General features: G+C 62.3%; 22 protein-coding genes and 1 tRNA gene. 6 read left to right on the top strand and 17 right to left on the bottom strand.

Features of this window, described 5'->3' with window-relative positions:
- The first annotated feature begins 135 nt into the window (after positions 1 to 135).
- The 3 genes from VFW72_RS14815 (at position 136) to VFW72_RS14805 (ending at position 2,642) form a co-directional block, all read left to right on the top strand.
- Positions 136 to 1,371: a hypothetical protein gene (locus VFW72_RS14815; RefSeq protein ID WP_184038886.1), complete on the top strand. Its 1,236-nt coding sequence runs from the start codon at positions 136 to 138 to the stop codon at positions 1,369 to 1,371.
- A gap of 3 nt (positions 1,372 to 1,374) precedes the next feature.
- Positions 1,375 to 2,340, top strand: a complete 966-nt coding sequence (locus tag VFW72_RS14810; protein WP_329675077.1) for a hypothetical protein — start codon at positions 1,375 to 1,377, stop codon at positions 2,338 to 2,340.
- Positions 2,341 to 2,411: 71 nt separating this feature from the next.
- On the top strand, positions 2,412 to 2,642 hold the full coding sequence (locus VFW72_RS14805) for a DUF2188 domain-containing protein (protein WP_153163706.1): 231 nt from the start codon (positions 2,412 to 2,414) through the stop codon (positions 2,640 to 2,642).
- 294 nt (positions 2,643 to 2,936) lie between these two features.
- Here the strand turns inward: VFW72_RS14805 and VFW72_RS14800 are convergent.
- The 6 genes from VFW72_RS14800 to VFW72_RS14775 form a co-directional block, all read right to left on the bottom strand.
- Positions 2,937 to 3,012: transfer RNA gene (locus tag VFW72_RS14800), tRNA-Phe, on the bottom strand.
- A gap of 54 nt (positions 3,013 to 3,066) precedes the next feature.
- Positions 3,067 to 3,843, bottom strand: a complete 777-nt coding sequence (locus tag VFW72_RS14795; protein WP_329675075.1) for a response regulator — start codon at positions 3,841 to 3,843, stop codon at positions 3,067 to 3,069.
- A gap of 33 nt (positions 3,844 to 3,876) precedes the next feature.
- Positions 3,877 to 6,207 carry a sensor histidine kinase gene (locus VFW72_RS14790; protein ID WP_329675074.1) on the bottom strand — a complete coding sequence of 777 codons (2,331 nt, stop codon included), beginning with the start codon at positions 6,205 to 6,207 and terminating at the stop codon, positions 3,877 to 3,879.
- A 6-nt stretch (positions 6,208 to 6,213) separates the two neighbouring features.
- Positions 6,214 to 6,807 carry a DUF4390 domain-containing protein gene (locus tag VFW72_RS14785; RefSeq protein WP_329675073.1) on the bottom strand — a complete coding sequence of 198 codons (594 nt, stop codon included), beginning with the start codon at positions 6,805 to 6,807 and terminating at the stop codon, positions 6,214 to 6,216.
- A gap of 11 nt (positions 6,808 to 6,818) precedes the next feature.
- On the bottom strand, positions 6,819 to 8,162 hold the full coding sequence (rsmB, locus tag VFW72_RS14780; protein ID WP_329675072.1) for a 16S rRNA (cytosine(967)-C(5))-methyltransferase RsmB: 1,344 nt from the start codon (positions 8,160 to 8,162) through the stop codon (positions 6,819 to 6,821).
- Positions 8,163 to 8,212: 50 nt separating this feature from the next.
- Positions 8,213 to 9,073, bottom strand: coding sequence for a GNAT family N-acetyltransferase (locus VFW72_RS14775; RefSeq protein ID WP_329675135.1), 861 nt, complete (start codon positions 9,071 to 9,073; stop codon positions 8,213 to 8,215).
- A 135-nt stretch (positions 9,074 to 9,208) separates the two neighbouring features.
- Between VFW72_RS14775 and ptsP the strand changes: the two genes are divergently transcribed.
- A complete protein-coding gene (ptsP, locus tag VFW72_RS14770; protein WP_329675071.1) occupies positions 9,209 to 11,005 on the top strand; it encodes a phosphoenolpyruvate--protein phosphotransferase in 1,797 nt (598 codons plus the stop codon).
- On the opposite strand, the gene VFW72_RS14765 is transcribed toward ptsP, so the two are convergent.
- The 7 genes from VFW72_RS14765 to VFW72_RS14735 form a co-directional block, all read right to left on the bottom strand.
- Entirely contained in the window at positions 10,992 to 12,929 is a 1,938-nt protein-coding gene (locus VFW72_RS14765; RefSeq protein ID WP_329675070.1) for an ATP-binding cassette domain-containing protein, read from the bottom strand. The two genes, ptsP and VFW72_RS14765, sit on opposite strands and share 14 nt — an antisense overlap.
- A 45-nt stretch (positions 12,930 to 12,974) precedes the next feature.
- Entirely contained in the window at positions 12,975 to 13,922 is a 948-nt protein-coding gene (gene gshB, locus VFW72_RS14760) for a glutathione synthase (RefSeq protein ID WP_329675069.1), read from the bottom strand.
- On the bottom strand, positions 13,919 to 15,133 hold the full coding sequence (locus tag VFW72_RS14755; protein WP_329675134.1) for a benzoate/H(+) symporter BenE family transporter: 1,215 nt from the start codon (positions 15,131 to 15,133) through the stop codon (positions 13,919 to 13,921). Before VFW72_RS14755 ends, gshB begins: the two co-directional genes overlap by 4 nt.
- The gene (locus VFW72_RS14750) at positions 15,130 to 17,013 is read right to left on the bottom strand and encodes a potassium transporter Kup (RefSeq protein ID WP_329675068.1); all 1,884 of its coding nucleotides are present in this window, start codon (positions 17,011 to 17,013) and stop codon (positions 15,130 to 15,132) included. Before VFW72_RS14750 ends, VFW72_RS14755 begins: the two co-directional genes overlap by 4 nt.
- A 61-nt stretch (positions 17,014 to 17,074) precedes the next feature.
- On the bottom strand, positions 17,075 to 18,367 hold the full coding sequence (gene gshA, locus VFW72_RS14745; RefSeq protein ID WP_329675067.1) for a glutamate--cysteine ligase: 1,293 nt from the start codon (positions 18,365 to 18,367) through the stop codon (positions 17,075 to 17,077).
- Between the two features lie 121 nt (positions 18,368 to 18,488).
- Complete coding sequence (locus VFW72_RS14740) at positions 18,489 to 20,027, bottom strand: ammonium transporter (protein ID WP_329675066.1); 1,539 nt, start codon at positions 20,025 to 20,027, stop codon at positions 18,489 to 18,491.
- A gap of 94 nt (positions 20,028 to 20,121) precedes the next feature.
- On the bottom strand, positions 20,122 to 20,460 hold the full coding sequence (locus tag VFW72_RS14735) for a P-II family nitrogen regulator (protein WP_035039077.1): 339 nt from the start codon (positions 20,458 to 20,460) through the stop codon (positions 20,122 to 20,124).
- A 306-nt stretch (positions 20,461 to 20,766) separates the two neighbouring features.
- On the opposite strand from VFW72_RS14735, the gene VFW72_RS14730 reads away from it, so the two are divergent.
- Positions 20,767 to 22,320, top strand: coding sequence for a YifB family Mg chelatase-like AAA ATPase (locus tag VFW72_RS14730; protein ID WP_329675133.1), 1,554 nt, complete (start codon positions 20,767 to 20,769; stop codon positions 22,318 to 22,320).
- Between the two features lie 91 nt (positions 22,321 to 22,411).
- Complete coding sequence (locus VFW72_RS14725) at positions 22,412 to 22,930, top strand: copper chaperone PCu(A)C (RefSeq protein WP_329675065.1); 519 nt, start codon at positions 22,412 to 22,414, stop codon at positions 22,928 to 22,930.
- Here VFW72_RS14725 and lapB read toward each other — a convergent pair.
- The 4 genes from lapB to rpsA form a co-directional block, all read right to left on the bottom strand.
- The gene (lapB, locus tag VFW72_RS14720; protein WP_329675064.1) at positions 22,924 to 24,081 is read right to left on the bottom strand and encodes a lipopolysaccharide assembly protein LapB; all 1,158 of its coding nucleotides are present in this window, start codon (positions 24,079 to 24,081) and stop codon (positions 22,924 to 22,926) included. The genes VFW72_RS14725 and lapB overlap by 7 nt on opposite strands.
- A gap of 18 nt (positions 24,082 to 24,099) precedes the next feature.
- Positions 24,100 to 24,477, bottom strand: coding sequence for a LapA family protein (locus VFW72_RS14715; RefSeq protein WP_329675063.1), 378 nt, complete (start codon positions 24,475 to 24,477; stop codon positions 24,100 to 24,102).
- A 4-nt stretch (positions 24,478 to 24,481) separates the two neighbouring features.
- On the bottom strand, positions 24,482 to 24,814 hold the full coding sequence (locus tag VFW72_RS14710) for an integration host factor subunit beta (RefSeq protein ID WP_329675062.1): 333 nt from the start codon (positions 24,812 to 24,814) through the stop codon (positions 24,482 to 24,484).
- A gap of 143 nt (positions 24,815 to 24,957) precedes the next feature.
- The gene (gene rpsA, locus VFW72_RS14705) at positions 24,958 to 26,643 is read right to left on the bottom strand and encodes a 30S ribosomal protein S1 (RefSeq protein ID WP_329675061.1); all 1,686 of its coding nucleotides are present in this window, start codon (positions 26,641 to 26,643) and stop codon (positions 24,958 to 24,960) included.
- Between the last annotated feature and the right edge of the window lie 142 nt (positions 26,644 to 26,785).

The raw sequence follows: 26,785 nt of genomic DNA, 5'->3' as shown, positions 1-26,785 counted from the left end.
TCTGAGGTTCAGAATCGCGCTTGTATCTCGCTGCTTTACTTGTGCGGGGTGCGTGTTCAGTAACCTAGTCGCTGGCCAGTGCAGTCCGTACATCGGTCGCAGACCTTCGACGCCGATCCAGAAAGGACGATCAAGATGAAGAAGACCTTTGTCGACGTGATGCTCGAGCTGCCGGTGGACGCCACGCTGCGCGACTTCCTGACCACCCATAGCCTGCCTGTGCCCGATGGCTTTGCCTGGGATGACACACCGGAGACCAGCCAGTTTCTGGTCGAAGCGGTCAAAGTCTGGCCCGACATTGCTGCCCGCGACCGGATGACGGCCAACCTCATGGCCAGCGTTCAGTTGGGCGATGCGGCTGGTAAGCAGGCGATGTTTGAGGCGGCCGTGACCGACGGTGCCGCTTTGGCGGGTTTGACGCTGTGTGCAAGCGACATCCATCGTTCCTTCTGGCTCTACGTCCACCACCCGGCACTGTTCGAGCGTGCCTATGACTTCAGCTTTTGGGAACAGCATGGGCAACAGACACAGCAATACGATCTTGGCCTGAAACGCCAACCGAACGGTTCGGATGCCAATCTGACCGCGTTGCGCCACGCCATCTCGGCCTTCTACAAGCGCGAACTCCAATGCGGAGACGGCAGCGTGGCGCACTTGGTCGAGCGCAGCCCGGGCGTGTTCCTGTTGTCAGTCCATGTCAAGGACATGGCGATGCTGCGCCTGGAGTTCGAGGGAGCGACCCTGAAACGCCGGGTCGGCAACCCCAACATCCACATGGTGCTGGAGTACGCCAAGTCCACCGGTGTAGTGCGCACGCTGGTGCGCGGCGGCGCAAAGTATCAGCAAATGCTGGTCGAGGCCTTCGCGGAGCATGTGCTGGGCGTGAAAGCAAGCGCTCACAAGATCAAGTCGCCGACTCTGGATCTGTCGATGCTGCGCACCGGGTTCGATGTGCCGGATGCGTTCGAGGACGGCTTCTCGATGGTTCAGTTGAAGGCACTCACCCTGCTCAGCCCTGACACGGCGCTGAAGATCGAATGCACGGCGATGCAATCCAGCCAGCAACGCTCGGTGCACGATTTGCTGAAGGAGAAGCTGCCGGGCCCGCTGGAGGGGCAGTGGGCGGTGACGGCGGCGCAGGTCAATCTCTACTACCCACCCGAGCCGGGCAGGACTCGCCCCAAGGTGGTCACCATCGAAGTGACCAGCAAAGGGCGGCTGAACCTGCACAAGTTCGACGCGAAGATGCAGGCGCAGCTGGAAGGCTACTTGGTTGCGGTGGGCATCTTGCAGAAGGGCCAGACCCTCAGCGCCCAGGAGTTGCCGCCGGAGACCGACCCAGTCAGTTCCTCATCCGCTTTCGAGGACTGACCAATGGCGACGCACGATGCCTGGGCCTTGGTTTGCCGCCTGTTCGCAGGCGGCACGCCGGTGCTGCGGGTCACGCTCTCGCCACACGACGTATCTGCTTTGTCTGTGCTCAGCAAAGCCGTCAGGCCAACAGTGGTGGATCAGTCTTTTGTGCTCTGCCCCCACTGCCAGCAGCATCGGGCGCAGGTCTGGAGCGATGGAAGGGGTGGTCGGATCTGTCGGTGCCCGGAGTGTGGCCAGGTTCCTGTCGAGGCAATCGACGGTGCGGCGTTGGCCCTGGACGAAGACTGGCTGCGGCAGAAAATGCGCCTCGCGCTCGACATCGAGAGCCGCGACGACATCGATGACTTGGGCGACGGTGCTTGGCGGCTCGGTAATGCCCGCAGCTCGCCGGTCGTGCTGGCCCGAGAGCTGACGAGAGTGCTGCATGAGCCGTCCTTGCTGGATCGTGTTCGGGTGGCGGGAAGCAACATCCGGGTAATCACCCCCAGGCCGCGCACGACCCGTGGATCGCCCTTCGGCTCCGGTGTGGAATGGCTGGCGCTGGAAGAGCGATTCACGTTCTATGGCGGCGGGATCGCCTTCATCCCTTCGGTACCGTCTGTAGCGCCAGCAGTGGCCGATCCGGCCGCACCTGTGAACGGGCCATTCTCGGCGGACTTCAAGTGGGCGACGCTGCCGGACGTGCAGGCAGCGCCGATCCGCTTTACTGACGGTCAAGCGAAGGTGTTCGAAGCGCTCTGGTCGTTCAAGGGGGCCGAGGTGGACGGCGAAAGGATCATGCAGCGCGCTGGCCAGAAGAGCGACAAGCCGATTGACCTGTTCAAGATCAAGTCGAAGGACAAGGGCAAGCCGGAGCACGAGGCTCGACTGGCAGCCTACGGGGCACTCGTCGTCACACAGCAACGCGCTGGACTGTATGCGATGCCGTGTTCGGCAACTGGAAAGGGGGCGAACGTCATGACATGAATTCAGCACCGAAGCGCCTGGCTCGCGCTGACTTCAAGAGCCTGACTTTTTCATTTTTTGGAGAGATTGAAATGAGCGGAAAGAACCAATGGGTCGTACCCATCAACGGCGGCGATCAATGGGGTGTGCGGGGAGAAGGCAACGACCGTCTCACCTCCATCCATAACACGCAGCAACAGGCGATTGACCGTGCGCGGGACATCGCCATCAACCAGCAGAGCGAGATGCTCATCCAAGGGCGGAACGGCCAGATCCGTGAGCGCAACAGCTACGGTGACGATCCGTTCCCGCCCAAGGGTTGACGTGGAGGCTGGCCTCGCGGGTTTGCCGTTCTGCTTTGCTCGTGCAAACCCGCGAGCCAACCATTTCCGTCGGCGCACGCATAAATGATTGACGAACAACGCCGTCTGCGTGTGCCACGGCGAAGAAGTTAGCGCCGATTTCGAGAGAAGAGAGGGCGGAACGGAGGGCAACCGGGGATGTTCCTGCCAGGCCATAGGACCTCGGTCGCACACGCAGAATGTGCGGGAACCCCGCGTGTCATGCGGGAAGCACAAATGAAAACGCCCAACTGAGAACAGTTGGGCGCTGAATTTTGGTGGCCTGGGGCGGAATCGAACCACCGACACGCGGATTTTCAATCCGCTGCTCTACCAACTGAGCTACCAGGCCGCTTTGCTTGACTGCGATTTCGTTGTCGCGATCAGCGAAGAACGCCAGTATACATCAATTTAGAGCTGCTTTTTTGCTTCGACCCAAATCGACACCCAATTGTTTGAGTTTTCGATACAGGTGGGTGCGCTCCAAGCCGGTCTTCTCTGCCACACGGGTCATGCTGCCGCCTTCGCGAGCCAAGTGGAACTCGAAGTAGGCGCGTTCAAAATCATCGCGGGCTTCACGCAGCGGGCGATCGAGCTCGAAGCTTTGTTCGTGCGAGGGGCCTTGCTGGTGGTGGTTGTGGGCCGACACCGGGCTGGTCACGGCACCATAAGTGATGGCGCCATGCGGAGCGCTTTGCACTTCGGGGCGTGAGGCCACCATGTTGGATGCGCTGAGGTTGTTGTACGACTGCGCCGCGGTGATGGGGGTGACCGTGGCCATGTGCACATGGCCGGTGCTGGCTTGTGCCGCACGCGGAGCGGGCTTGGCCAGGCCTTGCTCAACCGCACGCAACAGCTTTTGCATCGTGATGGGCTTTTCCAGGAACGACTGGGCGCCGAACTTGGTGGCTTCTACAGCGGTGTCGATGGTGCCGTGGCCCGACATCATGATGACGGGCATCGTGAGTTGGCCGTTGGCTGACCATTCCTTGAGCAAGGTGACGCCGTCCACATCGGGCATCCAGATGTCCAGCAGGACGAGATCGGGTTTGCATTGCTCGCGCAAGGCGCGGGCCTTGGCAGCGTTTTCAGCGACTTCGACAGTGTGTCCTTCGTCGCTCAGAATTTCTGACAGCAGGGCGCGAATGCCCAGTTCGTCGTCAACAACAAGAATGGTGGCCATGAATAAGGTAACCCCAAGTGAGGGTCTGCATCGCTAGTGTGACGCAGCTTGAGGCTGTTGGAATGACAGCTTTGAAAATGATAACGAAACTTGAGCCCCTCTTGAACCCTCGGCCCCAGAGAGATTCCCTAGGAAATCGGCATCTGAGGGGCGATTGAGGTTGCGAAGGCGGATCAAAGCGCCATGTTCATCGGCAATTTTTTTGACAACGGCCAGCCCAAGGCCCGTGCCTTTGGCCTTGGTGGTGATATAGGGCTCGAAGGCGCGCTTCAGTATTTTGTCCGGAAAGCCAGGTCCATTGTCTCTCACCAGCAGGCGAACCGCGCGCACGCTGCCGTCGTCGTTCAAGGGGGTGTCTGTTTTGATCAGGACCTGCGCGGGCACCGAAACAGGGGGGTGTTCGCTCACCGCATCGAGCGCGTTCTGGACCAAATTGTGGACGACTTGGCGCAGCAAGGTCGCATCGCCCACGATCCAGGGCAGCCCCGGACTGAGTTCGGTACGCAGCACGCCGCTTTCGATGGCGTGCCCATACAGAGCCAGGACATCGCTGATGAGGTGGTTCAAATCGAGTGGCACCAGCTTGGCTGTGGGCAAGCGGGCATAGTCGCGGAACTCATTGATCAGTGTCTTGAGTGCCTGCACCTGGGTGACGATGGTGTCGACCGAACGGTTCAACAGTTGCTGGCCAGGCGGGTCGAGCTTGCTTTCGAGTTTGAGTTGCAGGCGCTCAGCCGATAGCTGTATGGGGGTGAGCGGGTTCTTGATTTCGTGGGCCACGCGACGGGCCACTTCACTCCAGGCCTCGGCGCGCTGGGCCGATACCACCTCGGTGATGTCGTCGAACACGATCAGGCGTTCGTTGGGGGGCAATTCGGCGCCGCGAACCAGCAGAGTCAGTGGTTCAGGGTATTGCGGCAGCTTGAGTTCATATGCCTCTTGCCATTGCTGGCGCTCGCCAGGGGTCGGGTCGCTCGCGTACAGCTCAAAGCGTTGGCTCAGGGCCTGGGCGAAGTCCTGCAAGCCGGGGACATCGGCCAGGGTGCGGCCGCGGTAGGCAGAAAGGGGCAATCGCAGGATGCGGGTGGCGCCTGGGTTGACGATGTCGATCAAGCCTTGGGCATCGAACACGATGACGCCGGCGGTGAGGTTGTCGAGGATGGTTTGCAGGTGGGCGCGGGCGCTGTCGAGGTCTGACACGCTGCGGTTGACCATGGCACGGGCGTCGGCCAACTGCTGGGTCATGGCCGCAAAAGACCGGGTCAGGCCACCGAGTTCGTCCTTGGTGGCGAAGATCGCTTTGGGGCGCAAGTCGCCGCGAGCCACTTCGCCCACGCCCTCGGCTAGCAGCAACAAGGGGCGCGCCAGCTGTTGGCCCAGTATGGCGGCCAGCAGAACGGCCCCGAACACGGCCAGAATGAGGGTGAGGGTGAGGGTGCCGATGTACATGCGCTTGAGGCCGCCGCGGCCCAGTGCGCGCTGTTGGTATTCTCGGTAGGCGGCCTGCACATCCAGCGCGTTTTTGACCAACTCGCTGGGTAGGATCTGGGTGGTGAGCAAATAGTGCCCCCGAGCTTGCAAGCTGAAGCTGCGGTCGGGCATCCAGGCCAGCGAGAGCAGGCGTGGCGTGGCGATGGCTGCTGGGTCGGGTGTGGCGCCGTCAGACTTGTCGTCAAGCCCTTCGACCATCGAGAAGATGCCTTTGCTGCGGGCGTCCTGGCGCCATGACTGCGGCAGTCGATCCGTCAGCAGGTTACGCGAGCGGTCGCCCCCCACGGTCATCTCGATTTGCCCGGTTTCAGATACCAGGGAGACCGAGTGGGCGCCCAGTTGCTCGCGAATGCGCTCCAGGTCGAGCAATTTGGGGGGCGAGCCGTTGAGATCGGTGGCATCGCTGCCGGCACTCAGGCGCTCGGCCGCCACGCGTGTCTTGGTGCCCAGTTCGTGCGTGAGGGTATCCAAGGTGCTGCGCCCCAGATTGAGTCCGGCTTCGAGTGCGCCCTCGACTCGCACGTCGAACCAGGTTTCAATGCTGCGTGACACGAACTGGTAGGAAACGGTGTAGATCAGCAGGCCAGGCACCACGCCGACTAGCCCGAAGATGCCGGCCAGTTTCAGCAGCAAGCGGCTGCCGAACTTGCGGGCGCGCAGGCGCATGGCCAGGCGCACCAGTGCAAACAGGATGACGGCCAACAGGAGCCCGGCGACGGCCACGTTGGTCCAGAACAGCCAGGCGAACTGAGGCTCGAAGCGCTCACCGTTTTCGGTGGCAAAGGCCAGCAGAAAGGCCAGGACCAGGGCGGCGCCGGTGATGGCCACGGCGGAAACGATCCAGGCCCAGCGATTGGCTTTGATGGTGCTCATTCGGGGTCAGCGGGGCGGCGGCACGGCGATGCGTCGCTCAATGGCCAGATCCCACTCGCTTTGAATTCCGAGGCTGAGTTGCAGCGGGCGGGGAAGCTCGTCGGTGTCCAGTTTGAATTTGAAGTCGACGTAATAGTCCTGGTCGTCGCCGGTGGGGAGGGTGTCGGCAATGCGCCAGTTGCTGCCGCGGCGCATGGCGTTCAAGGCATCAACCAGACGGCTGTAGTGGCGGCTGAGGCCATCGAAACTCAGGCGCCACTGTCGGGTGAGAGGCTGGTAGGTCAACCGCCAGCGGCGTCGGGCCGTGCTGCGCAGTTTGTCGGTCCAGTACCAGCGGCTGCGGTAGGTTTCGGCTTCGGCCAGAAATACCAGCGAGACGCCTTTCAGCAAGGCGTCTTCCACTTCCTTGGGTAGGTCGAAACGAACGTCGTAGCTCAGGGTGACGCCGTCGTCGGTGCGGGTGACCTGAAGTTGCTTGAGGTCAACGGGCGTGCGCGAGTTGGGCCAGGCACGCGCAGCCGACCCTGCTGTCATCGCCGTGAGGGCGAGCAAGGCTGAGGCGCTGCGCTGGAGCAGCTCTCGGCGGCGCATCCGGGGCATTCGTCACCTTGTCAGATCTTGGTGAAGAGGGCGTAAAAGAACCCGTCGCCGGAATCGGATCCGGCTGGCTCGTCATATTCGACCACAGGCAGCAGGTGGCCGGGGGCGGACAGCGCCTTGGCTTGCGGGCAGCGTTGCAAAAACGCGTCGACCCGTTGTTGGCCCTCTTCCTTGAACAAGGAACAGGTGCAATACAGCAGGTGGCCGCCGGGTTTGAGTAGGGGCCACAAGGCGTCGAGGATGGCATCTTGCGTGCGTGCCAGGGCGGCAATGTCGCTTTCGCGGCGCAGCCAGCGTACGTCCGGGTGGCGACGCACAATGCCCGAGGCGCTGCAAGGGGCGTCGAGCAAGATGGCATCGTAGAGCTGGCCATCCCACCAGGCATCGGGACGACTGGCGTCGGCCGCAATGGCATGCGCCTGCAGGCCCAAGCGGTCCAGGGTGTCGTGCACCCGGGCCAGACGGGTGGGGTCGGTGTCCAGTGCGGTGACGTCCAGGTCAGCCAGTTCCAGCAGGTGCGCTGTTTTGCCGCCTGGGGCGGCGCAGGCGTCCAGAACCCGCGGGCGCGGTGTGCCGGGGCTTGCTGGGGGGAACTGACAAGCTTGCAGCAGCAAGGGGGCGGCGCGTTGGGCCGACAGGTCTTGCACCGACACATCGCCCTCGTCGAAGCCGGGCAGGCGTGAGACCGGGGCGGCGTGTTTCAACACGATGCCGCCGGTGGTCGGGTCCAGCCAGGCGGGGAGGCCCGCATCTTCCAGCCGGGTCATATAGGCCTGCGGGGTGGAGCGGCGGGCATTGACCCGCAAGGCCATGGGGGCAGCTTCCTGGTTGGCTTGCAACAGCGCCTGCCACTGCTCAGGCCAGTCGTGTTTGAGCCGGCTGATCCACCACTGTGGGTGATTGAAATGGGCTACCGGGTCAGATTCGATTTCGGCCATCAGGGCCTGCCGCTCTCGCAGGAACCGGCGCATGACGGCGTTGACCAGGCCTGATGCCGGGCGGACTTTGCGCTTGGCGGCTTCCACCGTCTGATCGACCAGGGTGTGCTCGGAATACTCGGTGCCGCAGGCCAGGGCCAGGGCCGACAGCAGCAGGCCGTCTACCCAGGGGGCAGGCTTTTTGGGGACCAGGATGGTGCGCAGGGCTTGGGCGGTGCCTAGGCGACGCAGCACGGCGAACGACAGGGCTTGCACTCCGGGGCGTTCGGCTACGGGGCGGGCGGCCAGGGCGTCGTTGAGCGACTGGCCCTGCAGCACCGCGGAAACAGCTTGGGCGCAGCCCGTCAGCAGCTGCCACAGTGGCAGTGATTGGGCAACGGGCGAGGGCTGGGAAGATTTGCGAGGCGAAGCAGTCATGCCGCGCAGTCTAGGCCCTGCGCGGCCCATTTGGCGCTTCGCCGCGCTTTTCAGGCGCCCAGGAAATGGCGTCGGTAGCGAGCCGGCAGATCCTGAATGCGCATCAGCATGGGCAAGTCGGCCGTGTTGAAGTCGGGGTCCCAGGCCGGAGCGCCCAGGACCTTGGCGCCGCAGCGCAGGTAGCCCTTGATCAAGGCGGGTGGGTCGACTTGCAGGTGGCGGTCGAGTTCGTCCACGGGCAGAGGCAGGCGTGGGCGTACTTGCAGTTCGATCGGGGCCAGGTGGGTTTTGCTGAGCTGCTCCCACAGGCTGGCTGCCACATGTCCGCCGTCGCGCATGCTGATGCTGGCGCAGCCGATCATGGTGTCGAGGTCATTGCGAACCATGAACTCAGCCAAGGCGCCCCACAGGGCGAGGATGGCGCCGCCGTGGCGGTGGTCCGGATGCACGCACGAGCGGCCCAACTCCACCATCTTGCCGCGCAGGTGGCGCAGGCGCGTCAGGTCGAATTCGGTCTCGCTGTACAGGCCGCCGACGCGTTTGGCGTTGGCCGGGGTCAGCACGCGGTAGGTGCCAATGACCTCGCCGGGCTCGCCATCGTGGCCCTGCAGGCGTACCAGCAGGTGTTCGCAGTAGGGATCGAACAAATCAACGTCGTGACCGGCCGGTGCCGAGGCCGGGACGCTCAGTCGGGCGCCCATTTCCTCGGCGAAAACCTGGTATCTCAGGCGCTGGGCTGCCAGAACATCTTCCTCAGTGCGAGCCCAAACGACTTCCAGGGCCTGGCGCTGCTGGGGCTCAGCATCGGCGTGCGAGCTGGGATGAAGTGACCTCCGGGCGGCGCGCGATTCGGCCGAGCGAAGGGCAGACAGATCTGCGATGGGCAGGGTCGGCAGGGGCAAGTCCTTCATCGTCAACTCCTGAGGGAATTCCATGTTGTTCATGGGCTTGCAGTGTTGCGTTCAGGGGTGACGCCGACGTGAATTTCGCATGACAGTTGCATGACGGGCACTCACGGGGCAAACGGCGCTGATAGGATCTGAAATATGAGCATCCAAATTTTCGGTTTGCCGGTATCGCGTGGGGTGGCGATTGGTCGGGCCGTGCTGGTGGCATCCAGCCGGGTCGATGTGCCTCACGTTTTCATCGACCCTTCCCGGATCGATGACGAAGTGGCGCGCGTGTACGCCGCCCGTGACACCGTGGCAGCTGAATTCGATGTGCTCAAGCGCGATTTGCCTGCCGATGCGCCGCCCGAGTTGGGCGCCTTGCTTGACGTGCACCAGATGCTGTTGCAAGACGATGCCCTGATCGGGGCTTCGGCCACCTGGATTCGCGAACGCCACTACAACGCCGAGTGGGCCGTTTCAGCTCAGTTGGAAGTGCTGGCGCGTCAGTTTGACGAAATGGAAGACGCCTACCTGCGCGAGCGCAAGGCCGACCTGGAACAGGTCGTGGAGCGTTTGCTGCGTAGCTTGAGCAAGGGGGTGCCATCCCCCATGCCCGATGCCGAGCCGCGCGATTTTGGCGGCGACGAACCCCTGGTGCTGGTGGCCAGCGACATCGCTCCGGCCGACATGCTGAGCTTCAAGCGTAGCGTGTTCAAAGGCTTCGTGACCGATGTGGGCGGCAAGACCTCGCACACCGCGATCGTGGCCCGCAGCATGGACATCCCGGCAGTGGTGGGTGCGCGGCAGGCCAGCAGCCTGATCCGGCAAGACGATTGCATCATCATCGATGGCGACGCGGGCCTGGTCATTGTGGACCCGTCGCCCATCGTGCTGGAGGAATACCGGTTCCGCCAGCGCCAGAGCGAGTTGGAGCGCAGCCGCCTGGCCCGTTTGCGCCACACGCCGGCGGTGACCTTGGACGGCGAACGCATCGAGTTGCTGGCCAACATCGAAATGCCGGAAGACGGACCGGCTGCACTGGAGGCTGGCTCGGTGGGGGTGGGACTGTTCCGGAGCGAGTTCCTGTTCATGAATCGGGGCGGCAACCTGCCCGACGAAGAAGAACAGTACGACGCTTACCGGCGCGCGGTCGAGGCCATGAAGGGGCTGCCGGTCACGATTCGAACGGTTGACATCGGGGCCGATAAGCCCCTGGACGGCATGACGCCCAGCGAGTTGCGGCATGAGTCGATCTTGAACCCGGCTTTGGGCTTGCGTGCGATTCGCTGGAGCTTGTCTGAACCCAGCATGTTCCGCCGGCAATTGCGTGCCTTGTTTCGGGCAGCGCACCATGGTCCGGTGAAGGTGATGATTCCCATGCTGGCCAGCCAGAGAGAGATCCACCAGACGCTGGAAAACATCGCGATTGCCAAGCGGCAGTTAACCGAGTCGGGGCGGCTATTTGGCGAAGTCCAGCTGGGGGCCATGATCGAGGTGCCCGCTGCAGCGTTGACCTTGCCCGTGTTCTTGCGCCATTTCGACTTCGTGTCGATCGGGACCAATGACCTGATCCAGTACACCCTGGCCATCGACCGTACCGACGAGACGGTGGCTCATTTGTACGACCCATGGCACCCAGCCGTGCTGCAACTGATCTTGAGCACCATCTCCCAGGCGCGTGCTGCCGGCAAAGGGGTGAGCGTGTGCGGGGAAATGGCGGGCGACCCGGCTTTTACCGAGCTGCTGCTCGCCATGGGCCTGCGTAGCTTCTCCATGCACCCCACGCAAATCGCCTCGATCAAGCAAAAGGTGCTGCGCGTGGATACGCGCCGTCTGGCCGGTTTGCTGCCCGAGATCATGTCCAGCGAAGACCCTGAGCAGACCTGCAATCAACTGCTGGCCGGTGGGTATCAAACCCGGCCAGTCGTCGAGGCGGTGCTCAACGTTGGCTGAGGATTTCCCAGCGCTCCAGCAGGGTCATCAGTTCTTCGTCAATGGCCTCGACCCGTGCGTGCATGACGGCCACATTCGACCCTTCCTTGCGGTAGATGTCGGGGTCAGCCAACTGCTTGTTCAGCTCGGCTTGCTCGGTTTCCAGCGCTTCAATGCGCTCAGGCAGCTCGTCGAGTTCGCGCTGCTCCTTGTAGCTGAGCTTGCGCTTGGGTTGGGCCACCACGGGGGCAGGGGCGGCCACGGGCTCGGACTGATCAGCGGCTACGGCAACCGGGGTGCGGGTATCGGCCTCTTTGCCTTGCTTGGTGGCGGTGGCAATGGTGGCAGCGCCCGGCTTGCCCGCAGCCATGGCTTTGGCGCGGCGTGACTGAACCAGCCAGTCTTCCACGCCGCCTTCGTACTCGCGCCAGAAACCATTGCCTTCTGCCACCAGGGTGCTGGTGACCACGTTGTCGAGGAAGCGCCGATCGTGGCTGACCAGGAAAACTGTGCCGGGGTAATCCGCCAACAGTTCCTCCAGCAGGTCCAGGGTTTCGATGTCGAGGTCGTTGGTGGGTTCGTCGAGCACCAGCACGTTCGAGGGCTTGGCAAACAGGCGGGCCAGCAGCAGACGGTTGCGCTCGCCGCCGCTGAGGGTGCGAACCGGCGAGTTGGCGCGGGCGGGCGAGAACAGGAAATCTTGCAGATAGCCCATCACGTGCTTGCGTGAACCATTGATTTCGATCCACTCGCTGCCGGGGCTGATGAAGTCAGCCAAGGTGGCGTCCAGATTGAGGTGGTCGCGCATCTGATCGAAGTAGGCCACGTTCAGATTGGCGCCTTGCTTGACGGTGCCACTGTCGGGGGGCAACTCGCCCAGAATCATCTTCAGCAGGGTGGTCTTGCCGGCGCCGTTGGGGCCAATGAGGCCCACCTTGTCGCCACGCATGATGGTGCCGCTGAAGTCTTTGACCACGGTGCGGCCATTGAAGCTCTTGGAGACATTGTCCAGTTCGGCCACGATTTTGCCGCCACGGTCGCCTTGCGAGACTTCCATGCGGGCACGGCCTACCACGTCGCGGCGCTCGGAACGCTCCTGGCGCAACTCGTGCAAGCGCTTCACACGGGCCACCGATCGCGTACGGCGGGCCTCCACGCCCTTGCGAATCCAGACTTCTTCCTGGGCCAGCAGCTTGTCGAAGCGGGCGTTGGCCAGGGCCTCATCGGCCAGTTGCTGCGCCTTCAGGGTTTGATAGGCAGCAAAGTTGCCTGGGTAGGAGCGCAGGGTTCCGCGGTCGAGCTCCACGATGCGGGTGCAGACGTTGTCGAGGAAGGCTCGGTCATGGCTGATAAGGATGATGCTGCCCTTGAATGCCACCAGCAATTCCTCCAGCCAGGTGATGGCGTCGAGGTCGAGGTGGTTGGTGGGCTCGTCGAGCAGCAGCACATCGGGGCTGGCCACCAGGGCGCGGGCCAGGGCCACGCGCTTTTTGGTGCCACCCGACAGGCCTGCGATGGGCAGATCGGCCTCCAGGTGCAGGCGTTGAAGGGTTTCGTCCACACGCTGTTCCCAGTTCCAGCCGTTGCGGGCCTCGATCTGGGTCATCAGGGCATCCAGGTCTTCACCCTCGGCATGGGCTTCGAAGCGGGCGCGCAGGTCTTTCACTTCGGCCAGGCCTTCGCTGACGGTGCTGAACACGGTCGCGCCTTCTGCAAAGGAAGGCTCCTGGGGCACATAGGCCGCTTGCATGCCACTTTGCAGTTGCAGCTGGCCATCATCGGCCTTCTCCAGCCCGGCCAGGATTTTCAGCAGCGAGGATTTGCCCGTGCCATTGCGGCCGATCAAACCAACACGCTCGCCCGTTTCAAGAGAAAACGCGGCGTGGTCCAGCAGGGCCACGTGGCCAAAGGCCAGGCAGGCGTCGTTGAGGGTCAGAATGGCCATGGTCAGGTACAGGGGTTCGGGTCAGATAAGGTCCGCCATTGTCGATCAAGTCGCGACCTTGGCTTCCAGGGCATCCATGAAGCGGCCCGCTACGTTCCAACCCATCTGGTCGGTGATCTCCTGGAAACAGGTGGGGCTGGTGACGTTGATCTCGGTGAGGTGCTCGCCAATGATGTCCAAACCGACCAGCAACAGGCCGCGTGACGCCAGGATGGGGCCCAGGTGGCGCGCAATGGCCCAGTCGGATTCGCTCAAGGGTTGGGCCACGCCCTTGCCCCCGGCCGCCAGATTGCCGCGCACCTCGCCCCCCTGGGGAATGCGCGCCAGGGCGTAGGGTACGGGCTCGCCGTCGATCAACAGCACGCGCTTGTCTCCCTGGCTGATGGCGGGCAAAAAGCGCTGAACCATGATGGTTTGCGTGCCATTGCGCGTGAGGCTTTCGGTGATGGCACCCAGGTTCAGCCCATCGTCTTTGACCCGGAAAATGCCCATGCCACCCATGCCATCAAGGGGCTTGAGGATGACGTCGCGGTGCTCGGCATGAAAGGCGCGCACCGCGTCCATGTCGCGGGTGACCAGGGTGGGGGCGATGTAGAGCGGGAATTCGAGAATCGCCAGCTTTTCCGGGTGTTCGCGCAGGGCTTGTGGCTTGTTGAAAACGCGCGCGCCTTCGCGTTCGGCCTGGGTCAGCAAGTGGGTGGTGTAGAGATACTCGGCATCGAAGGGCGGGTCCTTGCGCATCAGTACGGCGTCGAAGCCGGCCAGGGCCAAGGTGGCCACTTCCTGCTCGTCGAACCAATCTTCAGTCGCGCCGGTCAGGGTGATGCGGCGGGCGCGGGCCTGAACCTGGCTGCCTCGCTGCCAGACGATGTCGTGTGGTTCGCAAGCCCACAACTCGTGCCCTCGGGCTGCCGCCTCACGCATCATGGCGAAGGTGCTGTCCTTGTAGGTCTTGAAGGTATGGAGTGGGTCAGCAACGAACAGAATCTTCATGGTGAGTCGGTTTCATCAACAGGTTGAGCCCTGAAGTTTTCCACGAACAGCGTCAGCGTGCCGGCGACCAGGCCCCAGAACGCCGAGGCCACGCCCAGCAGGGTCACGCCTGAGAGGGTGACCAGGAACGTGATGAGGGCGGCTTCACGGTAGCGGTCATCCCGCAGGGCGGCTGCCAGACCACTGCCGATGGTGCCGAGCAAAGCCAACCCAGCTACCCCCATGACCAGGGCGGGGGGGAAGGCGGTCAAGATGCCGGCCACAGCACCACCCAACAGCCCCATCACGATGTAGAACAGGCCTGCCATGACTGCAGCGCTGTAGCGCTTGGTGCTGTCTGCATGGGCGTGGGGGTTCAACACAATGGCGGCAGTGATGGCGGCCAGGTTGAAGGTGTAGCCACCAAACGGGGCCAGCAAGACGGTGCTCACGCCCGACCAGGTCATCATGGATGAAACCGGGGGGCGGTAGCCTGATACCCGAATGGCCGACACCCCCGGCACGGCTTGAGACGCCATGGTCACAATGAACAGTGGCAGCCCCATGCCGATCATGGCGTGCCAGGACCAGGCCGGCGTTACCCACACGGGCCGGGCCAGTTCCCAGCGCAAGGCCTGGGCATTGAGTTGCCCCAGCCACCAGGCCAGCCCTGTGCCCATGGCCAGCACACCCAGTACTGCATAGCGCGGCCACCAGCGCTTGCCCACCAGGTAGGTCACCAGCATGCCAATGACCAGTGCCGGTTGCGGGGTGGCCGCTGCAAAGGCCATCAGGGCAAACTTGGCCAGAATGCCCGCCAGCAGTGCTGAGGCCAGTGCGACCGGAATGCGGTTCATGATGCGCTCGAACCAGCCCGTGACGCCACACAGCCACATGAGGACACCGCACAGCAAGAAGGCCCCTGTGGCCTCGGCCAGCGAGACCCCAGTGGCGGCGCTGGCGATCACGGCGGCACCGGGTGTTGACCAGGTGATCAGCACCGGGATGCGCGTCCAGACGGACAGCCCGATCGACGTCAGGCCCATGCCCAAGCCCAAGGCCAGCACCCAGGAGGTGATCTGGTCAGGCGATGCGCCCAGGGAGCGGGCTGCATGGAAGATCAGGGCAATGGTGCTGGTGAAGCCGACCAGCATGGCCACAAAGCCAGCCGAAACGGCCGACAGGGAGGTGTCCCTGAGGACCTGGGGGCCGGGGAGGGCAGGCTGGCTCAGATCTCCACCTTGGAGCCCAACTCAACCACTCGGTTGGTTGGCAAACTCAGAAAGTCGGCCGCGCCCGCCGCATTGCGATGCATGCCGGCAAACAGCTTTTCGCGCCAAGGCGCCATGCCACTGCCAATGGTGGGAATGACGATGTCGCGCGACAGGAAATAGCTGGTTTCCATGTCGTCAAGTTCTACGCCATGGGCTTTGAGCAGCTTCAGTGCCTCTGGCACATCGGGGTCGTCCTTGAAGCCCAGGTGCAGCATGACCTGCCAGCAGTTCTGGCCCAGGTCTTCCAGCTCAATGCGGTTTTCTGGCTTGATCCAGGGCACCTCATGCGACTTCACGGTCACGAACAGGTTTTGCTTGTGCAGGACTTTGTTGTGCTTGAGGTTGTGCAGCAAGGCGTTGGGCGTGGTGCCGGCGTCGGCGTTCAGGAACACGGCGGTGCCCGAAACACGCGTAGGCGGGCTCGAGAACACCGCATCCAGGAAGGGATGCAGGTCAATTGCGTCGGAGCGCAGGCGTTCGCTGAGCTGGGCGCGGCCCGCTTTCCAGGTCATCATCAAGGCAAACATGATGATGCCGATGAGCAGCGGGAACCAGCCGCCATCGATCACCTTGATCACGTTGGCACTGAAGAACATGATGTCAATGATCAGGAAGGCTGAGGTGGCCAGAATGCACAGCGGCAAAGACATCTTCCAGGCGAAGCGGATCACGAAGAAGGTCATGACCGTCGTGATCAGCATGTCAATGGTCACCGTGATGCCGTAGGCCGCAGCCAGTTTGCTCGACGAACCGAAGAAGATCACAGCCATCACGATGCAGCCGTACAGCGCCCAGTTCACAAACGGGATATAAATCTGGCCGGTTTCGTTCTCGGAGGTGTGCAGGATGCGCAGACGGGGCAGATAACCCAGTTGAATCACTTGCTTGGTGACGGAAAACGCAGCTGAAATCAAAGCCTGCGAAGCAATCACCGTGGCGCAGGTGGCCAGACCCACCAAGGGGTACAGAGCCCATTGCGGGGCCATTTCGTAAAACGGGTTTTCGACGTTCTCTGGGTGTTGCAGCAGCATGGCACCCTGGCCGAAGTAGTTCAACACCAGAGCCGGCATGACCAGACCGAACCAGGCCAGGCGAATGGGGCGTTTACCGAAATGCCCCATGTCGGCATAAAGGGCCTCAGCCCCGGTGGCGCACAGAATCACGGCGCCCAGCGCGATGTAGGCCAGCTTGGGGTGCTGAATGATCAGGTCCAGAGCGTAATGGGGGCTCATGGCCATGAGCACGGCCGGGTTCTCGATGATGTGAATCACACCCAGCAAGGCCAGCACACCGAACCAGATCAGCGTGATCGGGCCAAAAAACTTGCCAATCCCGCCTGTGCCATGCTTTTGCACAGCAAACAGGCATGTCAGCACGATCAGCGTCATGGGCACCACGAACTTCTCAAGCCCGGGCGCAGCCACTTCCATCCCTTCCACGGCGGAGAGGACGGAAATGGCTGGGGTGATCACCCCATCGCCAAAGAAGATGGCCGTGCCGAAAATGCCGACGGCCAGCAGCTTGGCCCGCAAGTTCGGGTAGTCCTTCACCGCCGTCGACGCCAGGGCCAGCATGGCAATCAAGCCGCCTTCGCCGTTGTTGTCGGCCCGCAGAATCAGCGTCACGTACTTGAGCGTGACGATGATCGTGAGCGTCCAGAACATCAGGGACAGGATCCCGTAGATGTTCGTCGGTGTCAGGGGCAGGTGTCCGTGCGCAAAGACTTCCTTGAGCGCGTAGAGCGGGCTCGTACCGATATCGCCGTAGACGATGCCGATGGCACCCAGGGTCAAGGCCGCCAGCTGGCGACCGCTTAAAGAAGCATTGGAACTATGCACGGACTGATTCGACGAGTCTGCGAAAGGGCTATTTTGCCCTTGTTCTGCCCCCGCGTGTCAGTCAGTAGGTTTCGGCGTTCGGATCTGTCGCTTCCAGTTCATAGCTGGCGGCCAACATCGCCAGACGGCCCAGCACCCCGTACATGTAGAACCGGTTCGGGGCGCTGACCCCTGGGCGTGTGCCCGGCTTGGGCATTTGCATGGGTTCCGCGAAGGCGAGCGGCACGAAACTGGCGCCAGGGGCATTGAGGTTTTCGTCGATGCCGCGGTCGGCATGCACTCGGTAGAAGCCGCCCACCACATAGCGATCGATCATGTACACCACTGGTTCAGCCACCGCTTCGTTGATTTGCTCGTAGGTGGGCACGCCTTCCTGGATGATGACGCGGCTGACTTCCTGGCCATCCTTGACCACCGACATCTTGTTGCGAGTGCGGCGGTTCAGTTCGGCCACGTCTTTCGCATCACGCACGGTCATGATGCCCATGCCGTAGGTACCGTTGTCGGCCTTGACGATGACGAACGGCTTTTCGTTGATGCCGTATTCCTTGTATTTGCGGCGAATCTTGTTGAGCAGCGCATCCACCTGGCTTTGCAGGCATTCAATGCCGGTGCCTTCCTGGAAATTCACCTCATCGCACACGGCGTACATCGGATTGATCAACCAGGGGTCCATGCCCAGCAGTTTGGAGAACTTTTTGGCCACCTCTTCGTAGGCCGCAAAGTGCTGACTCTTGCGCCGTACGGCCCAGCCCGCGTGCAAAGGCGGCAGCAGGTATTGCTCGTGCAAGTCCTTCAACACGTCCGGAATGCCCGCCGACAGGTCGTTGTTCAGCAAAATGGTGCAGGGGTCAAAATGCTTCAGACCCAGGCGGCGCTTGGTCCGCACCAGAGGCTCCACCGTCAGGGTGCTGCCGTCGGCCAGTTGCAGCTCGGTGGGCTCTGTGATGGTTTCATCCAGGGTGCCCAGGCGCACATTCAAGCCGGCCAGGCTGAAGATCTGGACCAGACGAGCCACGTTCGACAGGTAAAACGTGTTGCGGGTGTGCTTTTCTGGAATCAGCAGCAGGTTCTTGGCCTCGGGGCAGATCTTTTCAATCGCGGCCATCGCGGCCTGAACCGCCAGGGGCAGCATCTCGGGCGTGAGGTTGTTGAAGCCGCCGGGGTACAGGTTGGTGTCAACCGGGGCCAGCTTGAAGCCCGCATTGCGCAGATCAACCGAGGTGTAGAACGGGGGGGTGTGTTCCATCCACTCCAGCCGGAACCAGCGCTCGATGGCTGGCATGGACTCCAGCATGCGCTGTTCGAGTTCATTGATGGGGCCGGTCAACGCGGTGATCAGGTGAGGAACCATGAATGTGGGGAGAGATGTCTTTTTGGACCCCCATTCTAGGAACTTCGGCGCCTGCTGTGTCGCGCCCATGAAAAAGGCCGCCCGAAGGCGGCCTCTTGTCTAGGCGGAATACCCGATCAGATTACTTGTGATAGGCGGTTTCGCCGTGCGAAGTAATGTCCAGACCTTCGCGCTCTTCCTCTTCTGGCACACGCAGACCGACGACCAGGTCAACGATCTTGTAGGCCACCAGGGAGACCACTGCCGACCACACGATGGTCAGACCGACAGCCTTCGCCTGTGTGATGACCTGGGCCACGATCGAGTAGTCAGCGGCAGGGATCATCGAAGCGGTCACCCAGTCGCCCACAGCCGAGGGGCCACCCAGGTTGGGCGAGTTGAACACACCGGTCACCAGGGCACCGAAGATGCCGCCGACGCCGTGCACACCGAACACGTCCAGCGAGTCGTCTGCGCCCAGCAGCTTCTTCAGACCAGTCACACCCCACAGGCAGATCAGACCAGCCAGCAGACCGATGATCACGGCGCCACCCAGGCCGACGTTACCGGCAGCAGGGGTGATGGCAACCAGACCAGCGACGGCACCCGAGGCCGCACCCAGCATCGAAGCCTTGCCCTTGAGCAGCGCTTCACCCAGGCACCAGCCCAGCACAGCCGCAGCCGTGGCGATGAAGGTGTTGATGAAGGCCAGAGCTGCAAAACCGTTGGCTTCCAGGGCAGAGCCAGCGTTGAAACCGAACCAACCCACCCACAGCAGCGAGGCGCCGACCATGGTCAAAGTCAGGGAGTGAGGCGTGAAGGCTTCCTTGCCGTAGCCGATGCGCTTGCCCACCATGTAGGAACCCACCAGGCCAGCCACAGCGGCGTTGATGTGCACCACGGTGCCGCCGGCGAAGTCCAGCGCGCCCCATTGCCAGATCAGACCGGCCTTGCCGTTCATGGCATCGACCACTTCCTTGCTGGTGTAAGCGTCAGGACCCATCCAGTACCAGACCATGTGAGCGATCGGCGCGTAGCTGAAGGTGAACCACAGCACCATGAACAGCAGCACAGCCGAGAACTTGATGCGTTCAGCAAAGGCGCCCACGATCAGACAGCAGGTGATGCCGGCGAACGTGGCTTGGAAGGCGGCGAACACGATTTCATACATCGGCACACCCTTGCTGAAGGTGGCGCCCAGTGCGAACGTGCCAGCGGCGTTATCCCAGATGCCCTTCATGAACAGGCGGTCCAAGCCACCGATGAAGGCATTGCCTTCGGTGAACGCCAGGCTGTAGCCGTACACGAACCACAGCACCACGATCAGCGAGAAGGTCACCATCACTTGCATCAGCACGGACAGCATGTTCTTGCTGCGGACCAGACCGCCGTAGAACAGCGCCAGGCCGGGCACGGTCATCAGGATGACCAGCAAGGTCGACAGCATCATCCAGGCGGTGTCGCCCTTGTTTGGCTGTGGGGCTGGGGCAGCCGCAGCCGAGGCAGCGTCTTCTGCAGGCGCGGCTTCCGAAGCGGGAGCAGCAGGTGCTGCGGCAGAGGCGTCAGCGGCAACGGCAGACGCGGCAACAGGAGCAGCAACGGCGGCTTCCTCGGCGTAGGAAACGCCCAGTAGACCGAAGGCTGCGAGCCCCAGTGCGATGGACGCAAGGAGTTTTCTCATGAAAGGCCTCTTGGAATGCAAAAAGTAGGCTCAGCTCACACACCCTGAGGGGTGTGGGCCACGAAAGGAAGGTGGATTCAGTACAGCCCGCGGATCACAAAGCGTCCTGGCCGGTTTCCCCTGTACGGATGCGGATGACCTGCTCCAGCGAGGTCACGAAGATCTTGCCGTCGCCGATCTTGCCGGTGCGTGCCGACGACTCGATGGCTTCGATCACGCGATCCAGGATGGCTTCATCCACGGCCGCTTCGATCTTCACTTTGGGCAGGAAATCGACCACATACTCCGCGCCTCGGTACAGCTCGGTATGGCCTTTCTGACGTCCGAAGCCTTTGACTTCGGTTACCGTGATGCCTTGTACGCCAATGGCAGACAGGGCCTCGCGGACTTCATCAAGCTTGAAGGGCTTGACGATGGCGGTCACCATTTTCATGGTTCATTCTCCGGTGAGGTTGGCAGACAAATTCAGGGACGTCTGCCTATCTGCATGAACCGTGCCAACCCATTTGCTCGGGCTTGCGCCTCACGTCAGGCGTCGCCGTTGCACCGATCTGGCGGTGTGAAGGTGGCATTGCACCTGATTGGTTCGTTTCCAGATGAGTTCGTGGAAATGGGGGGTGATGCGCACATTCGTGGTGCGTTTTTCGGCTGGTGTGGCAGGCGGCTCGCCCTTCAGGGGGGCGCGGACTCCGGGCGCCATCTGCACAATGCCCTGTTTTCTGGCTTTCTCGTGCAGTCCATGTCTCTCGCGGTTGTTCACAGTCGTGCCCTTGATGGCCTCAAAGCCCCGGAAGTCACCATCGAGGTGCATCTGGCCAATGGCCTGCCGTCATTTACCCTCGTTGGCCTGGCCGATACCGAAGTGAAGGAGGCCAAAGAGCGCGTGCGCGCGGCACTGACCCACAGCGGTCTGGAGTTTCCCTACAACAAGCGCATCACCGTGAATATGGCCCCGGCTGATCTTCCCAAGGAGTCGGGCCGATTTGACCTGCCCATTGCGCTGGGCATTCTCGCGGCCATGGGGCAGATCGACCCCGCCAAGCTATGCGACAAGGAGTTCGCGGGCGAGCTGTCTCTCGGAGGTGAGTTGAGGCCCATCCGTGGGGCCTTGCCGATGGCCTTGGCTGTGCACCGCCAGGGAACAGATCAGGCCGCCCACGGGGCCGCCCGCAGCCTGGTGTTGCCCATGGAGAGTGCGCGCGAAGCCGCCTTGGTCGAAGGTGTGATCCTGTGGGGTGCCACCCATCTCAGCGAGGTGGTGGCAGCGCTGCGGCCGGATCATCAACAGACAGGAGATGCCGGGTGGGTGCGAGTGCATGCTGCCCCGACTGTCGGTCAAGCAGGCCATCATGCGGGTTGGGATCTACGGGACGTGAAAGGTCAGACCGCGGCCAAGCGAGCCCTGGAGGTGGCTGCGGCTGGCGGGCACAGTCTTGTCATGGTGGGGCCGCCTGGGACGGGCAAATCCATGTTGGCCCAACGTTTTGTCACCTTGCTGCCAGACATGACGGATGCCGAAGCCCTCGAGTCGGCCGCGGTCTCCAGTCTGGTCGGGCGGTTTGAGCCCGCCCATTGGCGTCGGCGTGTCATCCGCTCGCCTCATCACAGTGCATCGTCTGTGGCCCTGGTGGGCGGCGGCTCGCCACCGCGTCCCGGCGAAATTTCTCTCGCGCACCACGGCGTGTTGTTTCTGGATGAACTGCCGGAATTTCCGCGCGCCGCTCTCGAAGCGCTGAGAGAGCCCCTCGAGACCGGCCAGATCACCATTTCACGGGCGGCGCGTCGGCATGATTACCCCGCGCGCTTTCAAATGCTGGCCGCGATGAATCCGTGCCCTTGTGGTCACCATGGCAACCCCATGAAGGCTTGCCGATGCACGCCTGATCAGGTCTCGCGCTACCAGTCACGGCTCAGCGGCCCCCTGCTGGATCGCATCGACGTGCAGGTCGAAGTGCCTGTGGTGCCTCCTGAGGTGCTGGCCCGCAGCCCGGATGGGGAGCCTTCCGCGGTCATCGCCGAGCGCGTGGCGCGGGCTCGGCAGCGTCAGCGTGAACGCCAGGGTTGCCTGAACGCTGATTTGAGCCCTTCAGCGTTGGAGCAACATGTCGGCGCCGACTCGGCTGCCCTGACTTTCTTGCAGCAGGCCTGCACGCGTCTGGGGTGGTCAGGTCGGGCCTTTCATCGCGTGCTCAAACTGGCTCGAACCATGGCCGATCTGGCTGAAGCCGAGCGCGTTTCGCCCACGCACATTGCCGAAGCCATTCAGTACCGACGTGTCATTCAGCAAGCGTGACCCACCGTTGCGTCTGACAGGATTCGGCCTAGACTAGGCATCGGCGCACCACTCGAGGTGGTGCCAGTGTGTTTTGCGAAAGGAAGCGTCAATGCAAGTTCGACATCGTGTGCGTTTGGTGGCTTTGAGTTTGATGGTGCTGTGTGGCCTCGACGGTGTGGCTCACGCGCAGAGCGTTACGGCTCAGGCGGGGGCGCAGGCCCCGGTTGTGCAGGTCGATGGGGCCTGGGTTCGAGCCACGGTCAAAGGACAGCAAGCCACCGGCGGATTCATGGACTTGACCAGCCCCCAGGCCGTCACCCTGGTGGGGTTTGAGTCCAAAGTGGCCAAGCGTGCCGAACTCCATGAAATGGTCATGGATGGCGATGTGATGCGCATGCGAGCCATTGACAGCCTCGCTTTGCCAGCCGGTACCAAAGTGTCGCTCAAGCCTGGTGGGCATCACCTGATGCTGGTCGATCTGAAGCAGTCGCTCTCAGACGGCAGCACCATCCCCGTCACGCTGTTGATCAAGGGGGCAGACGGCAAAGTCACCAAGCAAACCGTGCAGGTGCCGGTGCGGGCGCAGCAAATGGCACACCCCCATGGAGAGCACCACCACACTCACTGATCTTCCAGGCGCCGGGGCGGGTAGGTGTCCCAGCCTTGGCAGCCCGGGCATTGCCAGAAGTAGTGCTGGCCCTCAAACCCGCAGGCCGCGCAGCGATAACGCTGCAGCGGTTTGGCAGCGGTTGCCATGGCAGTTTGCAGTTTTTCGATCTCTGGCTTGTCCAGCGGTTGATCGGTGGTCAGGCGTTCGCGAATCAGGCCTTGCGCGGCTGACAGCGATGGCTGGGTCGTGATGTGGGCAATCAGCCGTTGGCGACGCAGTTGCGCGTCAGGCTGCATGGTGTTCCACGCGTTCAGAATGTCGATCGATGGCACCTGGGCATACAGGGCATCGAGCTTTTTCAAGGCTCCTTCGCTTGCGCCGCAAGCTTGCGCGGCCTTGGCGTAGTCCATGGCAATCAAGGAGAACGATTGGGGCTGCAGTGCCATCAACTCGTCCCATGCCTGCAGGGCTTTGGCCGGTTCGCCTTGGCGAACCCAGCGCTGGCCGATGATGACCAGGGGCCGGGCGGCCTGCGGGGCCGCTTCCCGTGCCCGAGCCAGGGCCTGATCGGCCTCGTCGCCGCGTCCGCGCGCATCGGCTTCCTGTGCCACCTCGCACCAGTGATGGGCAATGCGTTGCGAGAACGAGCCCGTGCCCGACGATTCCAGGCGGTGCGCCACCTCGATGGCGGGGTGCCAGTTGCGTGAACGTTCGTGCAGGTTCAGCAGGGCCAAGCGGGCGTCGGTGGTGAAAGCGGTCCCTTCCAGGGCCTTGAAGGCTTCTTCGGCGCGGTCAAACAGCCCTGCTTTCATGAAGTCATTGGCCAAGGCGTGTTGCGCCTTTTCGCGCTCTTCCTGGCGCAGGTCGGCGCGGGCCAGCAGGTGTTGGTGCACACGAATGGCACGCTCGTATTCGCCTCGACGGCGAAACAGATTGCCCAAAGCAAAGTGCAGGTCGGAGGTGTCGGGGTCGTGCTGGACGGCTTCGATGAAGGCGTCGATGGCCTTGTCCTGCTGCTCATTGAGCAGCAGGTTCAGGCCCTTGAAATAGGCTTGAGGTGAAGCGCGGTCTTCACGCTTGAGTTGACGCAGGTCCAGGCGAGAGGCGACCCAGCCCAGAAGGAATGCCAGCGGAAAGGCCAGCAGCAGCCATTGCAGTTCGAAATCCATGCGCCTATTTTGCCGCGATTACTTCGCGGGTTTGCGTGGCGCAGGCATATCAGGTGGGAAGGGCAGCTCGGCGGGCAAGGTCACAGGGCCCGAGCGTGAGGCTGCTGCCGACGCGTAAGGGGTGTGATTGACCGGTGCATCGCCGGTGCTGATGGCATCAGGCAGCCAACGCAGGCGCTGCTTCGCGTCTTTGCGATGGCGCCACCAGCTGGGCAACATGGCCAGTACGCCGGATACGCAGCCCATGCCAAATACCGCCAGCACCACCATCACCATGGGGGCTTGCCAGTGATAGCCCCAGAACCAATGCAGATCGACCTCGTGCCGGTTGTTCAGCGCAAAGGCGAACAGTACGAAAAACAGGAAGCCTCGCCACAACCAGTTCAAGGTGCGCATGGTGTCAGGATTGGGTCGGTGAAGTAGAAGGGGCGGCTTCGGCTTCTTGTGCCTGGCCTTGTTTGTCCACGCCTTCGCGCAGGGCCTTGCCTGGCTTGAAGTGCGGAACGAGTTTTTCTGGAATCAGAACCTGCTCGCCGGAGCGTGGGTTACGACCCATGCGGGGCGGGCGACGGTTGATCGAGAAGCTGCCGAAACCGCGAATCTCGATTCGGTGGCCTCTTGCCAGCGCATCCGACATGGCGTCCAGGATGGTCTTGACGGCAAATTCGGCGTCGCGTTGGGTGAGTTGTCCAAAGCGCTCGGCCAGGCGAGCCACGAGATCGGATCGGGTCATGGAAATGGCTTGAAATCTGAGGCTGTGATGAATGCACCGCGCGGGTTTCATTCATCACAGCCCCCTGACCCGCGGGTAGCAGGTCCAGGGCTGTGTATCGATGGGACTATGGTGTCATAGACCCCCGATGATCAAAGGCTGAATCAGCCGTTGTTTTGGTCCAGTTTGGCCTTCAGCAGGGCGCCCAGGCTGGTGGTACCGGAACCTTCCTTGGTGTTGTCGCTGCTCAGACGCTGCAGAGCTTCTTGTTGCTCTGCGTTGTCCTTGGCCTTGATCGACAACTGGATGTTGCGAGTCTTGCGATCGATGTTGACGATGATCGCGGTGACTTCGTCGCCTTCCTTCAGCACGTTACGAGCGTCTTCAACGCGGTCACGGCTGATTTCCGAAGCGCGCAGGTAACCCATCACGTCGTCGGCCAGCTTGATTTCAGCGCCCTTGGCATCCACGGTTGCCACGGTGCCGGTCACGCTCATGCCACGGTCGTTCACCGAGGTGTAGTTGGTGAAGGGGTCAGCGTCCAGTTGCTTGATGCCCAGCGAGATGCGCTCACGCTCGACGTCGATGGCCAGAACCACGGCTTCAACTTCTTGGCCCTTCTTGTAGTTGCGAACGGCGGTTTCACCGGGTTCGTTCCAAGACAGGTCGGACAGGTGAACCAGGCCGTCGATGCCGGCAGCCAGGCCCACGAACACGCCGAAGTCAGTGATGGACTTGACAGGGCCCTTGACCTTGTCGCCACGCTTGAAGTTCTGCGAGAAGTCGTCCCATGGGTTCGGCTTGCATTGCTTCATGCCCAGGGAGATACGACGCTTGTCTTCGTCGATTTCCAGGACCATGACTTCCACTTCGTCGCCCAGGTTGACGATCTTGTTGGGAGCCACGTTCTTGTTGGTCCAGTCCATTTCGGAGACGTGCACCAGGCCTTCGATGCCGGGTTCGATCTCAACGAATGCACCGTAGTCAGCAATGTTGGTGACCTTGCCGAACAGACGGGTGGAGGCAGGGTAACGGCGGGAAACGCCAACCCATGGATCGTCGCCCATTTGCTTCAGACCCAGCGAGACGCGGTTCTTCTCGGCGTCGAACTTCAGGACCTTGGCCGACAGTTCCTGGCCCACGGTCACCACTTCGGAAGGGTGACGGACACGGCGCCATGCCATGTCGGTGATGTGCAGCAGGCCGTCGATACCGCCCAGGTCCACGAACGCACCGTATTCGGTGATGTTCTTGACCACGCCTTGGACGATGGCGCCTTCGCGCAGCGTTTCCATCAGCTTGGCGCGCTCTTCGCCCATCGAAGCTTCAACCACAGCACGGCGCGACAGCACGACGTTGTTGCGCTTGCGGTCCAGCTTGATGACCTTGAATTCCATGGTCTTGCCCTCGAAGGGAGACATGTCCTTCACAGGGCGGGTGTCCAGCAGCGAACCGGGCAGGAAGGCGCGGATGCCGTTGACCAACACGGTCAGGCCACCCTTGACCTTGCCATTGACGGTACCGGTCACGAAGTCGCCAGACTCCAGAGCGGTTTCCAGCGACAGCCACGAAGCCAGACGCTTGGCCTTGTCGCGCGACAGGATGGTGTCGCCATAGCCGTTTTCGATGGCATCAACGGCCACCGACACGAAGTCGCCCACTTGGACTTCGATCTCGCCCTGGTCGTTGCGGAACTCGTCGATTGGCACGTAGGCTTCAGACTTCAGACCTGCGTTCACAACCACGAAGTTGTGTTCGACGGCCACCACCTCAGCGGTGATGACTTCGCCCGTGCGCATGTTGGCGCGCTGCAGCGACTCTTCAAAAAGGGCGGCAAAAGATTCAGACATGGAATTTCCTGTGCTGGCGGGTGCCAGCGGAAACGCTCGGATCGACAGGAACGACCAGAACGGGTTGGGTTGAAGAACATGACATCCGGGCGGATCTTGCGGTCCGCTCTGACGAATCAAGCCCTTGCCTGGCAGCAAGGGC

It is taken from the genome of Aquabacterium sp. (assembly GCF_036273115.1).
Lineage (GTDB): Bacteria > Pseudomonadota > Gammaproteobacteria > Burkholderiales > Burkholderiaceae_C > Aquabacterium.
The sequence above is the reverse complement of the archived record's forward strand: the minus strand, read 5'-3'. Positions and strand labels throughout refer to the sequence as shown.

Excerpts from the sequence above, each read along its gene's own strand:
- lapB (WP_329675064.1), bottom strand. The coding sequence starts at position 24,081 with ATGGATTTCGAACTGCAATGGCTGCTGCTGGCCTTTCCGCTGGCATTC.
- VFW72_RS14775 (WP_329675135.1), bottom strand. The coding sequence starts at position 9,073 with ATGAAGGACTTGCCCCTGCCGACCCTGCCCATCGCAGATCTGTCTGCC.
- VFW72_RS14795 (WP_329675075.1), bottom strand. The coding sequence starts at position 3,843 with ATGGCCACCATTCTTGTTGTTGACGACGAACTGGGCATTCGCGCCCTG.
- VFW72_RS14730 (WP_329675133.1), top strand. The coding sequence starts at position 20,767 with ATGTCTCTCGCGGTTGTTCACAGTCGTGCCCTTGATGGCCTCAAAGCC.
- VFW72_RS14715 (WP_329675063.1), bottom strand. The coding sequence starts at position 24,477 with ATGCGCACCTTGAACTGGTTGTGGCGAGGCTTCCTGTTTTTCGTACTG.
- VFW72_RS14815 (WP_184038886.1), top strand. The coding sequence starts at position 136 with ATGAAGAAGACCTTTGTCGACGTGATGCTCGAGCTGCCGGTGGACGCC.
- ptsP (WP_329675071.1), top strand. The coding sequence starts at position 9,209 with ATGAGCATCCAAATTTTCGGTTTGCCGGTATCGCGTGGGGTGGCGATT.
- rpsA (WP_329675061.1), bottom strand. The coding sequence starts at position 26,643 with ATGTCTGAATCTTTTGCCGCCCTTTTTGAAGAGTCGCTGCAGCGCGCC.
- VFW72_RS14805 (WP_153163706.1), top strand. The coding sequence starts at position 2,412 with ATGAGCGGAAAGAACCAATGGGTCGTACCCATCAACGGCGGCGATCAA.
- VFW72_RS14765 (WP_329675070.1), bottom strand. The coding sequence starts at position 12,929 with ATGGCCATTCTGACCCTCAACGACGCCTGCCTGGCCTTTGGCCACGTG.
- gshB (WP_329675069.1), bottom strand. The coding sequence starts at position 13,922 with ATGAAGATTCTGTTCGTTGCTGACCCACTCCATACCTTCAAGACCTAC.
- VFW72_RS14735 (WP_035039077.1), bottom strand. The coding sequence starts at position 20,460 with ATGAAAATGGTGACCGCCATCGTCAAGCCCTTCAAGCTTGATGAAGTC.
- gshA (WP_329675067.1), bottom strand. The coding sequence starts at position 18,367 with ATGGTTCCTCACCTGATCACCGCGTTGACCGGCCCCATCAATGAACTC.
- VFW72_RS14785 (WP_329675073.1), bottom strand. The coding sequence starts at position 6,807 with ATGCCCCGGATGCGCCGCCGAGAGCTGCTCCAGCGCAGCGCCTCAGCC.
- VFW72_RS14810 (WP_329675077.1), top strand. The coding sequence starts at position 1,375 with ATGGCGACGCACGATGCCTGGGCCTTGGTTTGCCGCCTGTTCGCAGGC.
- VFW72_RS14740 (WP_329675066.1), bottom strand. The coding sequence starts at position 20,027 with ATGAGAAAACTCCTTGCGTCCATCGCACTGGGGCTCGCAGCCTTCGGT.
- VFW72_RS14725 (WP_329675065.1), top strand. The coding sequence starts at position 22,412 with ATGCAAGTTCGACATCGTGTGCGTTTGGTGGCTTTGAGTTTGATGGTG.
- rsmB (WP_329675072.1), bottom strand. The coding sequence starts at position 8,162 with ATGACTGCTTCGCCTCGCAAATCTTCCCAGCCCTCGCCCGTTGCCCAA.
- VFW72_RS14710 (WP_329675062.1), bottom strand. The coding sequence starts at position 24,814 with ATGACCCGATCCGATCTCGTGGCTCGCCTGGCCGAGCGCTTTGGACAA.
- VFW72_RS14790 (WP_329675074.1), bottom strand. The coding sequence starts at position 6,207 with ATGAGCACCATCAAAGCCAATCGCTGGGCCTGGATCGTTTCCGCCGTG.